General features: G+C 64.2%; 15 protein-coding genes. 12 read left to right on the forward strand and 3 right to left on the reverse strand.

The features are described 5' to 3' along the window. Positions 1–55 precede the first annotated feature (55 nt). Both RFM68_RS12585 and RFM68_RS12590 read right to left on the reverse strand, forming a co-directional pair. Positions 56–1,198 carry a benzoate/H(+) symporter BenE family transporter gene (locus tag RFM68_RS12585; protein WP_320233301.1) on the reverse strand — a complete coding sequence of 381 codons (1,143 nt, stop codon included), beginning with the start codon at positions 1,196–1,198 and terminating at the stop codon, positions 56–58. 2 nt (positions 1,199–1,200) lie between these two features. After that, positions 1,201–1,971: an alpha/beta hydrolase gene (locus tag RFM68_RS12590; RefSeq protein WP_320233302.1), complete on the reverse strand. Its 771-nt coding sequence runs from the start codon at positions 1,969–1,971 to the stop codon at positions 1,201–1,203. A 215-nt stretch (positions 1,972–2,186) separates the two neighbouring features. Here RFM68_RS12590 and infC point away from each other — a divergent pair, with 215 nt between their 5' ends. From infC to RFM68_RS12635, 9 genes are all read left to right on the forward strand, one after another. After that, a complete protein-coding gene (infC, locus tag RFM68_RS12595) occupies positions 2,187–2,723 on the forward strand; it encodes a translation initiation factor IF-3 (RefSeq protein ID WP_320233506.1) in 537 nt (178 codons plus the stop codon). A gap of 207 nt (positions 2,724–2,930) precedes the next feature. Continuing rightward, positions 2,931–3,578: a methyltransferase family protein gene (locus tag RFM68_RS12600; RefSeq protein ID WP_320233303.1), complete on the forward strand. Its 648-nt coding sequence runs from the start codon at positions 2,931–2,933 to the stop codon at positions 3,576–3,578. A gap of 184 nt (positions 3,579–3,762) precedes the next feature. Beyond that, a complete protein-coding gene (gene rpmI, locus RFM68_RS12605; protein ID WP_027166935.1) occupies positions 3,763–3,966 on the forward strand; it encodes a 50S ribosomal protein L35 in 204 nt (67 codons plus the stop codon). 95 nt (positions 3,967–4,061) lie between these two features. Beyond that, on the forward strand, positions 4,062–4,463 hold the full coding sequence (rplT, locus tag RFM68_RS12610) for a 50S ribosomal protein L20 (RefSeq protein WP_027053776.1): 402 nt from the start codon (positions 4,062–4,064) through the stop codon (positions 4,461–4,463). Positions 4,464–4,605: 142 nt separating this feature from the next. After that, positions 4,606–5,703, forward strand: a complete 1,098-nt coding sequence (gene pheS, locus RFM68_RS12615) for a phenylalanine--tRNA ligase subunit alpha (RefSeq protein WP_320233304.1) — start codon at positions 4,606–4,608, stop codon at positions 5,701–5,703. Further along, the gene (locus RFM68_RS12620) at positions 5,700–6,152 is read left to right on the forward strand and encodes a GFA family protein (RefSeq protein ID WP_320233305.1); all 453 of its coding nucleotides are present in this window, start codon (positions 5,700–5,702) and stop codon (positions 6,150–6,152) included. The genes pheS and RFM68_RS12620 overlap by 4 nt, the downstream gene beginning before the upstream one ends. After that, positions 6,149–8,557, forward strand: coding sequence for a phenylalanine--tRNA ligase subunit beta (pheT, locus tag RFM68_RS12625; protein WP_320233306.1), 2,409 nt, complete (start codon positions 6,149–6,151; stop codon positions 8,555–8,557). Before RFM68_RS12620 ends, pheT begins: the two co-directional genes overlap by 4 nt. Positions 8,558–8,598: 41 nt before the next feature. Further along, positions 8,599–9,180: a prolyl hydroxylase family protein gene (locus RFM68_RS12630; RefSeq protein ID WP_320233307.1), complete on the forward strand. Its 582-nt coding sequence runs from the start codon at positions 8,599–8,601 to the stop codon at positions 9,178–9,180. A gap of 43 nt (positions 9,181–9,223) precedes the next feature. After that, the gene (locus RFM68_RS12635; RefSeq protein ID WP_320233308.1) at positions 9,224–9,826 is read left to right on the forward strand and encodes a nucleotidyltransferase family protein; all 603 of its coding nucleotides are present in this window, start codon (positions 9,224–9,226) and stop codon (positions 9,824–9,826) included. A gap of 227 nt (positions 9,827–10,053) precedes the next feature. On the opposite strand, the gene RFM68_RS12640 is transcribed toward RFM68_RS12635, so the two are convergent. Continuing rightward, entirely contained in the window at positions 10,054–11,049 is a 996-nt protein-coding gene (locus tag RFM68_RS12640; protein WP_320233309.1) for an aldo/keto reductase, read from the reverse strand. Positions 11,050–11,145: 96 nt separating this feature from the next. Here RFM68_RS12640 and RFM68_RS12645 point away from each other — a divergent pair, with 96 nt between their 5' ends. From RFM68_RS12645 to RFM68_RS12655, 3 genes are all read left to right on the forward strand, one after another. Continuing rightward, positions 11,146–12,036 carry a LysR family transcriptional regulator gene (locus RFM68_RS12645; protein WP_320233310.1) on the forward strand — a complete coding sequence of 297 codons (891 nt, stop codon included), beginning with the start codon at positions 11,146–11,148 and terminating at the stop codon, positions 12,034–12,036. A 70-nt stretch (positions 12,037–12,106) separates the two neighbouring features. Next, positions 12,107–12,679, forward strand: coding sequence for a cytochrome b (locus tag RFM68_RS12650; RefSeq protein ID WP_320233311.1), 573 nt, complete (start codon positions 12,107–12,109; stop codon positions 12,677–12,679). A 70-nt stretch (positions 12,680–12,749) separates the two neighbouring features. Then, positions 12,750–13,325, forward strand: a complete 576-nt coding sequence (locus RFM68_RS12655) for a YceI family protein (protein ID WP_320233312.1) — start codon at positions 12,750–12,752, stop codon at positions 13,323–13,325. Positions 13,326–13,387: the final 62 nt, after the last annotated feature.

Below are 13,387 nucleotides of genomic sequence, written 5' to 3' on the forward strand. Positions count from 1 at the left end.
CGAAATGGGCGATTCAAGGCAAGTTGGGCCAAAACCGGCGAAGCGCCTGAAATGATTATCGCTTTTTGAGTTTCTCCAGGAAAAGCACTGCCATTCCGGCGACAAGGCCCCAAAAAGCGGCGCCGACGCCGAACAGGGTGAGCCCGGAGGCGGTGACGGCAAAGGTGATGGTGGCGGGCATGCGCTCGGCCTCATCCCGGAGTGCGATCGACAAGGCGTTGGCTAAAGACGCCATCAGCGCAAGCCCGGCGACCAGCACGATCAGGCTCTGCGGCAGGACGGCGAAGATCGCGACCAGCGAGGCGCCGAAGATGGCGAAGATCAGATAGGCGAGCGCATAGAACGGGCCCGTCTTCCAACGCTCGGCGGGGTCCGGGTGCACGTCGGGGCCGGTGCAGATTGCCGCCGAAATCGCCGCCAGATTGGTGGTTGCGGCGCCAAACGGCGCCGACAGCAGCGAAAACAGGCCGGTGACGCCGATCAGCGGTCCAGGTTCGGGGTCGTAGCCCGCCGCGCGCAGCACGGCGAGGCCGGAGAGATTCTGCGAGGCCATGGTGACGAGGTAGAGCGGCAGCGCCAGCCCGACGACCGCCTGGGCGGTGAAAACAGGAGCAATCAGCGTCAGCGTCGACAGTTCCGGCGCCGGCAGGCCGCCGACACGGCCGGTGAGGAAGGCCGCGAGCCCGCCGCCAACCAGAACCGCCAGCACCGACAGCGCCGGATTGAACAGGCGGATGACGAAAAAGGCCGCGATCAGCGGCAAAATGAGCCAAGGGTCCGCTGGAACGACCTTCACCGCATTGATGGCGAAGGTGACGACGATACCGGCCAGCATGCCGGAGGCGACGGACGCCGGTATCTGGGCAATCAGCCTGGTCAAGGGCTTGAACAGGCCGGTAGCGATCAAAAGAATGCCGGTGACGATGAAGGCGCCGACGGCTTCGGGCATGGTGAAGCCGCTGGACGCGGCAACCAGCGCCAGACCAGGCGTCGACCAGGCGGTGATAACCGGCATTTTCGTGCGCCAGGACAGCCACAGGCATTCGATCGCCATGGCGAGGCAGATCGCCGTCACGCCGCTCGCGGTCTCGATCTGCGTCGCGCCGACCGCCTTGGCGGCCGCAATGACGATGGCCAGCGTCCCGCCGAAGCCGACGATCGCCGCGACGAAGGCGGATATCGGGATCGAGACGCGCATTCTCAGGCCGCCCGCTTGACCATGTCGCCTACGGCTCGCTTGAGCATTTCGAGATCCTCGGGACGGGACAGGCGATGGTCGCCGTCCGGGATCAGCGACAGCGTCACGTCGTCGGCCGGCAGCAGCGCCGCGAGCTTTAGCGCATGGCCCGAAGGCACGTCCGGATCGGCCAGGCCCTGCAGGATGTGAACCGAACAGTGGGTGTCGATCGGCCCGGTCATCACCCGGTTGGCCCGGCCGTCCTCGATCAGCGCGCGCGTGTAAAGATAGGGCTGGTCCGAGTAATCGGACGGCTCGGCGAAAAAGCCTTTTTCCTCAAGATCCTGCCGCTGCGCGGCGGTCAGCATCGGCTCGATCAGCTCGACGGTGAAATCAGGCGCCGGGGCGAGCAGCACAAGGCCGGCTACGCTTGCGTCGCCCGCCCTGCGCAGTTCCTGCACCATGCGCAGCGCGATCCACGCACCCATCGAGGAGCCGACCAGAACCTGCTTGCCCTTACTGAACCGACGAAAGACGGCAAGGCTCTCGGCCAGCCATTTGGAGATCGTGCCGTCGGCGAATTCGCCGCCCGATTCACCGTGGCCGGAATAGTCGTGGCGGAGATATGCGCGGCCTTCGCGACTGGCCCAGATGGCAAGCGTCTCCGCCTTCGTGCCCAGCATGTCGGACTTGTAGCCGCCGAGCCAGACCACGCCGGGTACCGCGCCAGGCGTCTGCCTGACGGCGATGTTCGACCCGTCCACATCGATGAAAACCGGAGCGCTGGCAGCCATGATCCTATCCTTCCGACCGGTCTTTTGGCACAGGCCGTGGTTCAACGAAAAGTGCTCGCGGCATTTCTTTGCTTGGTGCAGACAATTGCCAGGCGGCAGGTGATTTTCCGGCAGGGCTATGCTATTGACTCCGGCCGCGCGCTCACCACATAGGCGCGTCCACCTATTTTGACTCTAAAGAAACCCTGAACGAAACGGCCGAGGAGACCACGACCATTCGCAGACCTTTCAAAGCAGCGGCACCCACCAAGGACGGGCCGCGCTCCAACCGAGATATCCGGGTGCCCCGGGTCCAGCTCATTGACGCCGAAGGCCAGAACCGCGGCGATGTTTCCATCAACGACGCATTGCTGCTGGCCGAAGAGGCCGGGCTCGATCTCGTCGAGATATCGCCCAATGCGGTGCCCCCCGTCGTAAAAATCCTCGATCTCGGCAAGCTGAAATACGCCAACCAGAAGAAGGCGGCCGAAGCGCGCAAGAACCAGAAGGTCATCGAGATCAAGGAGATCAAGATGCGCCCGAACATCGACGACCATGACTACGAGACCAAGATGAAGGCGGTGCGCCGCTTCTTCGAGGAAGGCGACAAGGTCAAGCTGACGCTGCGCTTCCGCGGCCGCGAGATGGCGCATATGGAACTCGGCATGCAGCTTCTGAACAAGGTGCGCGAGGAAGTCGCTCTGATCGCCAAGGTCGAGGCGGAGCCAAAGCTCGAAGGCCGCCAGATGATGATGGTTCTGGCACCGCGCTGACTGGGGTGCCTGTGCGTTCGTCCCCGTAGAGGCGAGAAAGGCGCGGCTGCCAAAACCGTCGCGTCCATCACGGTTTCGAGGGAAGAGAAGTGACCGGTCCGCGTCGCATCCCGCTCTAAAATCCGCCCGAATTGCCGGGCACGGCGTCCCGACGATCGGCGGGGCGCCTGTTTTCAATCCGATCGCCGCTCGACGATCGGATGGGTCATGGTCGATGAAATGAAGGTGCCTGCCGACAACCAGAATGAAGGGTTGGGCGGCTACCAATATATGCGCCGTATCGTGCTGGCGGTGCTTGTGGTGGTGCTGTTTGCGACGCTTCTTTTTGGCCAGTCGACTTTTCCTCCCGATACCCCGATGCACGAGTCGATCGAGATGTTCGGCGTGCTTTTGATCTTCCTCGGCATTGTCGGGCGGTTGTGGTCGACGCTCTATATCGGCGGGCGCAAATCGGCCGAAGTGGTCACCGGCGGGCCTTATTCGATCACCCGCAATCCGCTCTATCTGTTCTCGACGGTTGCTGCAGCCGGCGTCGGCGCGCAGATCGGCTCGTTTTCAGGCATCATCCTCTTCGCGCTGCTCTGCGCCGGCGCCTTCCACATCGTCATCCTGCGCGAGGAGCGGTATCTGAAGGAAGTGCTCGGCGCCCCCTATGCGGCTTATCTGGCGCGTGTGCCGCGTTTTTTCCCGAAGCTTTCGCTCTATCAGGAAGCCGAGACCGGCAGCTTCAAGCCGCGTCTGCTCTTGAACACGCTGCTCGACGGGCTGGTGTTTCTGGTGGCGCTGCCGGCCTTCGAGCTGATTGACGGCGCGCAGCTGACAGGTGTGCTGCCGGTATGGTTCCGCCTGCCCTGACTGCGGACAGTGCGTCGCACGGCTTCGGGTGTTGCGCACCGGCCCCGTTTGATCTATAGGACCGCGGTTCCAAAAAAACCGCCCGGCAGGGCATGCCGTGGCGGTTTCGTTTGCTTTTCGGGCTTTGGTCGGCCCGAAGCGAGAAAAGAAGCGCGATGGTGCGCCACCAATACGGAGTAGCAAAATGCCCAAGATGAAGACCAAATCGGCCGCCAAGAAGCGGTTCAAGATTACTGCCACCGGCAAGGTGCTGTCGGCTGCCGCCGGCAAGCGCCACGGCATGATCAAGCGTTCCAACAAGTTCATTCGAGATGCCCGCGGCACGATGGTTCTGGCTGAACCGGACGGCAAGAAGGTCATCAAGAATTTTCTGCCGAACGGCCTCTGAGCATTCGGCCCTGGAACCGCTTTTTGTTTTTACGCAATTCCGAACGGAAAACCGCTGAACACTTTTCCTGGAATTGCTTTTAAGGAGATCATGACATGGCACGCGTAAAGAGAGGCGTCACCGCCCACGCCAAGCACAAGAAGGTTTTGAAGGCCGCCAAGGGTTTCTACGGCCGCCGCAAGAACACCATCCGCATCGCCAAGCAGGCGGTGGAAAAGTCGCTGCAGTACGCCTACCGCGACCGCAAGAACCGCAAGCGCTCGTTCCGCGCGCTGTGGATCCAGCGCATCAATGCGGCGACCCACGAGCACGGCCTGACCTATGGCCGCTTCATCGACGGCCTCAACAAGGCCGGCATCGAGATCGACCGCAAGATCCTTTCGGACATGGCCATCCACGAGCCGCAGGCTTTCGCAGCCCTCGTCGCCAAGGCCAAGGTCGCGCTCGAATATCTGAAGAACACCACGCCGAATGCATTTGAGAGCGCTGTCGCCTAAGCCAGCGCTTCCCAAGCATTTTTAATACTGATTTGGGGAACCCGCGCTGGCACGGCTGGCGCGGGTTTTTCTTATGCCTGAAAAATCACCTTAAACGTGACTTTCACTTTCGAGGTTGATTTCCAACGAAGCGAGTTTGACCGTGAACGACGCAACTACCGGCTTGGATACACTTGAAAATTCCCTTCTAGCCGAAATCGCGGCCGCGGCCGACGAGCCGGCGATCGAGGCGGTGCGCGTCTCGGCGCTGGGCAAGAAGGGCTCGGTCTCCGAAATGCTGAAGACGTTGGGCGCCATGAGCGCCGAGGAGCGGCAGGTGAAGGGCCCGGCGATCAACGGCCTGAAAAGCCGCATCACCGAGGCGCTGATGGCGCGCAGGGCGGAGCTGAAGGACGTGGCGATCGCAGCCAGGCTCGCCGCCGAGACGGTCGACGTCACGCTGCCGGTGCGCCAGTCGCCGGCGGAGCGCGGCCGCATCCATCCGATCAGCCAGGTGATCGACGAGATCGCGGCGATCTTCGGCGATCTCGGCTTCGCTATCGCCGAAGGTCCGGATATCGAGACCGACTATTACAATTTCACCGCGCTGAACTTCCCCGAGGGACATCCGGCGCGCGAGATGCACGACACCTTCTTCTTCCATCCGGACGAGAAGGGCGAGCGCAAGCTGTTGCGCACGCACACCTCGCCGGTGCAGATCCGCACCATGGAGAAGCAGAAGCCGCCGATCCGCATCGTCATCCCCGGCAAGACCTACCGGCAGGATTCGGACGCCACGCACTCGCCGATGTTCCATCAGGTCGAGGGGCTGGTGGTCGACAAAACCGCCAACGTCGCCAACATGAAGTGGGTGCTGGAGGAGTTCTGCAAGGCCTTCTTCGAGGTGCCGAGCGTCAAGATGCGCTTTCGGCCATCCTTCTTCCCGTTCACCGAGCCCAGCCTCGAGGTCGACATCCAGTGCGACCGCTCGCGGCCGGGCGAAGTGCGCTTCGGCGAAGGCTCCGACTGGATGGAGATCCTCGGCTGCGGCATGGTCCACCCCAACGTCCTGCGCGCCGGCGGGCTCGATCCCGACGAATATCAGGGCTTTGCCTGGGGCATGGGCATCGACCGCATCGCCATGCTGAAATACGGCATGCCGGACCTGCGCGCCTTCTTCGATGCCGACGTGCGCTGGCTGTCGCATTACGGTTTCAGGCCGCTCGACCTGCCGACGCTGTTCGGAGGACTGTCGACATGACCGCTCCCCACACCGGGGGCTGCCGCTGCGGCGCGGTGCGGTTCGAGGCGTCAGCCGAGCCGCACCACATCAGCTATTGCCATTGCGGCGATTGCCGGCACGCCAGCGGTGCGCCGGTGTCGGCCTTTGTCGGATTCATGGCCGATCAGGTCGCGCTCAATGGCAAATCGCTGAAAAACTACCGCAACGGCCCGGTGGAACGCTCGTTCTGCGGCATTTGCGGCTCGCCCATCGCCTATGTCGACCAGCGGCTCGACAACCAGATCTATTTCATGGTCGGCGCCATGGACATGCCGGCCTATTTCAGGCCGACCGTGCATGCGCATGTGCGCGAGCAACTGCCCTTCCTGCACATGCCCGACGCATTGCCGCGCGAGCTCAAGACCAGCGTGCCCCGGCCCGACGAACAAAGGCCTGACGGGCAAGTACCGAACGGAACAGAACCATGAAATTCACCCTCTCCTGGCTCAAGGACCATCTCGAGACCGACGCCTCGCTTGCCGAGATCGTCGAGCGGCTGACCGCGATCGGCCTCGAAGTCGAACATGTCGACGACAAGGCCAGCCTGAAGCCCTTCGTCATCGCCAAGGTGCTGACGGCGGTGCAGCATCCCGATGCGGACCGGCTGCGCGTGCTCACCGTCGACACCGGCGACGGCAAGCCGCCGGTGCAGGTCGTTTGCGGCGCGCCCAACGCCCGCGCCGGCCTGATCGGCGCCTTCGCGGCGCCCGGCACCTATGTTCCGGGCATCGACGTGACGCTCTCGGTCGGCAAGATTCGCGGCGTCGAAAGCCATGGCATGATGTGCTCCGAGCGCGAGCTGGAAATCTCCGACGAGCACAATGGCATCATCGATCTGCCGCAGGATGCGCCGGTCGGCACCAGCTTCGCGGCTTACGCGCATCTCGACGATCCGGTCATCGAGATCAATCTGACGCCGAACCGCCCGGACGCCACCAGCGTCTACGGCATTGCCCGCGACCTCGCGGCGAGCGGGCTCGGCCGGCTCACCGGCGGCGGGATCATGCCGCATGCCGGCGACGGCCTGTGCCCGGTCAAGGTCACGATTGAAGCTCCGGAGCTCTGCCCCGGCTTTGCGCTCGCCCTGGTCAAAGGCGTGAAGAACGGCCCCTCGCCGAAATGGCTGCAGCGGCGGCTGATCGCCATCGGGCTCAGGCCGATCAGCGCGCTGGTCGACATCACCAACTATGTCACCTACGATCGCGGTCGGCCGCTGCATGTGTTCGATGCGGCGAAGGTCGCCGGCAATCTCACCGTGCGTCGCGCCAGGGCGGGTGAAAAGGTGCTGGCGCTCGACGGACGCGAATACACGCTGACGCCCGAGATGTGCGTCATCGCCGATGAGGACGGCGTCGAATCGATCGCCGGCATCATGGGCGGCGAGCATTCGGGCTGTGACGAGAACACCACCGACGTGCTGATCGAATCCGCGCTCTGGGATCCGATCACCACGGCGCGGACCGGCCGCACGCTCGGCATCATCAGCGATGCGCGCTACCGCTTCGAACGCGGCGTTGACCCCGAATTCATGGTGCCGGGCATCGAGCTGGCGACCAAGCTGGTGCTCGATTTCTGCGGCGGCACGCCGAGCGAGATCGAGGTGGCGGGCTATGCCGGCCACAAGCCGAAGATCGTCGCCTTCCCGCTGTCGGAAGTGAAGCGGCTGACCGGCATCGAGGTGCCCAAGGCCGAGGCGCTGGATATCCTGACCCGCCTCGGCTTCGGGCCGCAGGGCTCCAGCGATGTCGTCAAGGTGAAGGTGCCGTCCTGGCGGCCGGACGTCGACGGCAAGGCCGACCTCGTCGAGGAGGTGATGCGCATCCATGGCGTCGACAACATCGCCCCGCAGCCGCTGACTTCGCATGACGCGGTCAACGGCAAGATCCTGACCATTCTGCAGATCCGCACCCGCGCGGCCAGGCGCGCGCTGGCCGTGCGCGGCATGATGGAGGCCGTCACCTGGTCGTTCATCCCGGCAAAACACGCCGAACTGTTCGGCGGCGGCCAGACGGCGCTCAAGCTCGCCAACCCGATCGCCGCCGATATGTCGGACATGCGGCCCTCGCTACTGCCCGGGCTGATCGCGGCCGCGCAGCGCAATGCCGACAAAGGCATCGGCGACGTGGCGCTGTTCGAGGTCTCCGGCACCTATGAGGGCGACGCCGCCGACCAGCAGCGGCGCGTCGCCGCCGGCGTGCGGCGCGGCACGGCCAAGCTCGACGGCTCGGGCCGCAGCTGGGCCGGCAATGCCGGCCCGGTCGGCGTGTTCGACGCCAAGGCGGATGCAATCGCGGCGCTCGAAGTCTGCGGCGCGCCGGTCGACCGGCTGCAGATCGAGCCCGGCGGCCCGGCCTGGTATCATCCAGGGCGTTCCGGCACGATCAAGCTCGGCCCCAAGACGGTGCTCGGCACCTTCGGCGAGTTCCATCCGAAGACGCTGGAAACGCTCGACGTGTCAGGTCCGATCTGCGGCTTCGAGATTTTTGTCGATGCCGTGCCGGAGCCGAAGGCCAAGCCGACGCGCACCAAGCCGAAGCTGGAACTCTCGCCGTTCCAAGCGGTGAAGCGCGACTTCGCCTTCGTCGTCGACAGGTCGGTCGAGGCCGGCATGCTGGTGCGGGCGGCACTTGCCGCCGACAAGAAGCTGGTCACCGGCGTTTCGGTGTTCGACGTCTTCGAGGGCGCCTCGCTGGGTGCTGCCAAGAAGTCGATCGCCATCGAAGTCTCGATCCAGCCGGTCGAAAAGACGCTGACCGACGAGGATTTTGAGGCGCTGGCCAAGCGGATCGTCGACAACGTCAACAAGCAGACGGGCGGCGTGCTGAGGGCGTGAAGTGCGGCACGCCCAACGGCTTCCGCCAGGGGAAAGTGGCTGTGAGCGAAAATCTGTCCATCGACTGGCTGGCGACGCATATCGGAACCATCGACGGGTTCCTGAACGAGCAGGAGTGCGCCGACCTGATCGCCGACAGCGAAAGACGCGGCTTCGAGGAGGCCCGCGTCAACAGTGGTGGCGACGCGCTGCTGATGAAAGATCTGCGCAACAACGACCGCGTCGTGTTCGACGACGAGGATCTCGCCGACCTGTTTTTCGCACGGGCGCGGCCTTTGCTCTACCGTGGCTTAGGCGAGTGGCGGCTCAAGGGCTTCAACGAGCGCTTCCGCTTTTATCGCTATGGACCGGGCCAGAAATTCGACTGGCACAATGACGGCTATTTCGAGCGTGGCGCTGACGAGCGCAGCCAGTTCACATTCATGATCTATCTATCGGACGACTTCGATGGCGGCGGCACGTCGTTTCGCGGCTCGCTGCCGGGCTACGACGGCACCAGCCTGACCGTGAAGCCCCGCAAAGGAATGGCGCTGGCTTTCTATCACCCGATCGAGCATCGCGGCGACGAAGTGCTGTCGGGGCGCAAATATGTCATCCGCACCGATGTGATGTACAAACGCTAAGCCAGCCGTTGCGGAGCGATGGCGAATCGTCCTCCAAAGGGCGATGAGCCATCTCCGCTATTCCGGCATTCCGTTCGAAGAGCAGCGCGCGGCTTTCCTGGCCATCGTCGCAACGGACCCGCTACTGGATGAAACGCTGGCGCGCGTGCGCCAACTCGCGCTGCCGGACTGGCTGGTGGTTTCCGGCGCGCTTTACAACAGCGTCTGGAATCATCTGACCGGCAAGCCCCCGGGCTACGGCATCAAGGATGTCGACCTGTTCTATTTCGACGATGCCGACCTTTCCTACGAAGCCGAGGATGCGGTGATCCACCGCGCGGCGAAGCATTTCGAGGGACTGAAGCTGCCGGTCGAGGTGCGCAACCAGGCGCGGGTGCATTTGTGGTATCCGACGAAGTTCGGGCAGGAATGTCCGCGCTATGCGAGCGCGCGTGAGTCGGTGAGCTATTTTGCATCGAAGACGCATGCGGTGGGGGTGCGGTACGATATTGAAGGGCAGTTGGAGCTGGTGGCGCCGTTTGGGCTCGACGATGTCTTTTCGTTCCGCATCACGCCGAACCGGGTGCTGGATAATCAGCGGACGCATGAGGCGAAGGGGGCGCGAGCGCGGGAGTATTGGCCGGAGATCGAGGTGATGCCTTGGTGAGAGATGCTGGCGCGAGGCGCCCCCCTCTGCCCTGCCGGGCATCTCCCCCTCTCGGGGGGAGATTGGCAGCTTGGGCGCCGGCGCTTCTCCTCATAAGGTTGGCGATTGGCGAAAGCGCGGGAGACATCCAATCTCCCCCCTTGAGGGGGAGATGCCCGGCAGGGCAGAGGGGGGCGCCTCGCGCCGACCTTTCAACAAAAGGGGCGCCGAAGCGCCCCTTTCCACCTTCACCCATTCACCAGCGCCATCAGCTCCTCGGTATAGCGCTTGCCGACCACCTTGTCGGGTGACAGCGCATCGCCGATCGCCGCCACTTCCGCCGCGCTCAGCTCGATCCCGGCCGCTGCCGTGTTCTGCTCAAGGTGGCGGATCTTGCGTGCACCCGGGATCGGCACGATGAAATCGCCCTGGTGCAGGACCCAGGCGAGCGCCAGCTGCGCCGGCGTGACGCCCTTTTCCGTCGCCATCTTTTCCAGCATCGCGATGACGGCGTTGTTGGCTTCCATCGCCTCGGCCTGGAAGCGCGGCAGGGTGCGGCGCCAATCGCCGGCGCCGAGCGCGTCCGGCTTGCTGAGCGTGCCGGTGAGCAGGCCGCGGCCGAGCGGGCTGTAAGGCACGAAGCCGATGCCGAGCTCGTGGCAGACGGCGAAGACCTCATCCTCCGGATCGCGGCTCCACAGCGAATATTCGCTCTGCACGGCGGCGATCGGATGCACGGCATGCGCCCGGCGCAGCGTCGCGCCGCTCACTTCCGACAGGCCAAGCGCCCGGACCTTGCCTTCGCGCACCAGCTCGGCCATGGCGCCGACAGTGTCCTCGATCGGCACGTTCGGGTCGACGCGATGCTGGTAATAGAGATCGATCACGTCCGTGCCCAGCCGCTTCAACGAAGCTTCGGCCACCGCCTTGACGTGCTCGGGGCGGCTGTCGACGCCTATCATGCGATCGGTGCCGGAGCCTTGCTCGGAGATCTTGAAGCCGAATTTGGTGGCGATCGTGACTTTGTCACGCACCGGCTTCAACGCCTTGCCGAGCAGGATTTCGTTTTCGAAAGGCCCATAGACTTCGGCGGTGTCGAAGAAGGTCACGCCGATCTCGACGGCGCGGCGAAGCGTGGCGACGGCTTCAGCCTCAGGCTGACCGCCATAGCCGAAGCTCATGCCCATGCAGCCGAGGCCGACGGGGAAGACTTCGAGTTCAGTTCCTAATTTGCGGGTTTTCATGGCGCATCTCCTTGTTGCGATGGGCCAGAGATAGCGCCTTGCCTTCCGTTCGATAATCATGTCTCTTTTGCACGGCTTGTACTAGATTATAGATCAATGGATCGCACCAACCTCTCCCAGCTTGCCGTGCTCGCCACTGTCGCCCAATGCGCGAGCTTTCGTGGCGCCGCGCGCGAGCTCGGCATTGCGCCTTCAGCCGTGAGCCACGCGGTGTCGAGCCTGGAGGCGCGGCTCGGCGTGCGGCTGCTGGCGCGCAGCACGCGCAGCGTCGCACCGACCGAGGAAGGCGCGCAGCTCCTGGAACGGCTGCGGCCCGCGCTCTCGGAGATCGACCTCGCGCTGGAAACGGCGGTCGAGGCGCGCGACCGGCCGGCCGGCAATCTGCGCTTAAGCGTCCCGCGCACCGCCGCGCATCTGGTGCTGACGCCGCGGCTTGGCGCCTTTGCCGCCGCTTATCCCGAGATCGTGCTGGAGATCGCCATCGAGGACCGTTTCACCGACGTGGTCGAAGGCGGCTTCGACGCCGGCGTGCGGCTCGGCGAAAGCCTGCAGCGCGACATGATCGCGGTGCGCATCGGGCCGAGCATTCGCGGCGCGGTGGTCGGCGCGCCCTCCTATTTCAAGACGATGCCGAAGCCGCGCCATCCGCGCGATCTGGCCAACCACCGCTGCATCCGCTTCCGCTTTTCCAGCGGCATCCTCTATCGCTGGGAATTCGACAAGGGCGGCGAAGAGATCGAGATGGCGGTCCAGGGGCCGCTTGTCCTCGACGAGGATCATCTGATCGCCCAGGCGGCGGTGGACGGCGCCGGGCTTGCCTTCGTCTTCGAGGATTATGTTAAGGCGCCGCTGGCCGACGGAAGGCTGGTCCGCGTGTTGGAGGACTGGTGCCCGTCCTTCGACGGCTTTTTTGTTTACTACCCCAGCCGTCGTCAGATGCGCCCGGCGCTCAGGGCGTTCGTGGATTTCTTCAAGGTCGGCGGGTAAGCCCACCCTCCGCCTTGCGGGGAGGGTAAGGCTCCCGGAAGAAAGCCGGCGCCAGCTTCGTTCGCCTTCCATGCAAACTTCCATCACCAACACCTCCACCCGCTATGGCTGGCCAACCATCATCCTCCACTGGCTGATCGGCATCATCTTCATCGGCCAGTTCGTGCTTGGCTTCGTCATGGTGCGCATGGCGAGCCAGCGAACGTCCTTCGAGCTGATCCAGTTGCACAAGTCCTTCGGCTTCCTGCTGCTTGGGCTGATCATCCTGCGCATCGCCTGGCGGCTCGGCAACGCCGCGCCGCCGCTGCCGGCTTCGGTCGGAATGCTGGAGCGCAGGACGGCGCCGTTGGCGCATTTCGCGCTCTATGCGTTCCAGGTCGCCCTGCCCTTGTCCGGCTGGGCGCTGGTTTCGGTGTCGACGCTGGAAATTCCGAGCATGCCGTTCAATCTGTTCGTGATGCCCAACCTGCCGCTGGCAGAATCCGATGCCGCCGAAGGTTTCTGGGCAGCCGCGCATTGGTATCTCGCCTATGCCGGCATCGCGCTGGTGGCGCTGCATGTGGCGGCGGCGCTGCGGCATCATTTCCTGCTGCGCGATAATATACTGACGCGCATGATCACGCCTTCGTCAGGCGGGGAATAGAACAGACCCGCCATTCGTTGACGGGGGCGAGATGACAGCAATGCGCTGCCTCAGGAAAAGGACCATCCCCATGCACGCGCGTATCCTCGGATTGGCGGCTTTCGCCGCTTGCCTTGCCATGCCTGTCTACGCGGCGGTGGCGCTCAGCGACGCCGCCGGCAGCTACACGATCAGCCCGTCGGGTTCCAGCGTCCGCTTCACCATCGGCAAGGCCGGCGGCGGCGGCTTCGACGGCGCCTTCGGCCGCTTCAAGGGCACGATCCGCATCGACAATGGCGATGTCGGCCGCTCCAAGGTCGACCTCACCATCTATCCCGAAAGCGTCGGCACTGGCCAGGGCCGCATCGACGCCTTCCTGCGCTCCGACGCGGTGTTCGACGCCACCAACAATCCGGAAATCCAGTTCCGATCGACCAGCGTGACCCGCACCGGCGACACGACGGCGCTGGTGACCGGCCGGCTGACCGCGCGCGGCAAGACATTTCCGGAAAAGTTCACGGCCGAGCTCGGCGGATTGAAGGGCGGAACCATCAAGTTCCACGTCACCGGCAAGGTGCTGCGGTCGCGCTACGGCATGGATGTCGGCACGCCGCTCTATTCCAACATCGTCGACTTCGACATGACGCTGATGGGCAAGAGGGGTTAGGTCCCCGCATTGGCTTTTCCTTCGATTTCGGGCAAACCTCGTCGCCTGCAAACCGATATGGA

Origin of the sequence: Mesorhizobium montanum, assembly GCF_033977145.1 — a bacterium.
GTDB lineage: Bacteria > Pseudomonadota > Alphaproteobacteria > Rhizobiales > Rhizobiaceae > Mesorhizobium > Mesorhizobium montanum.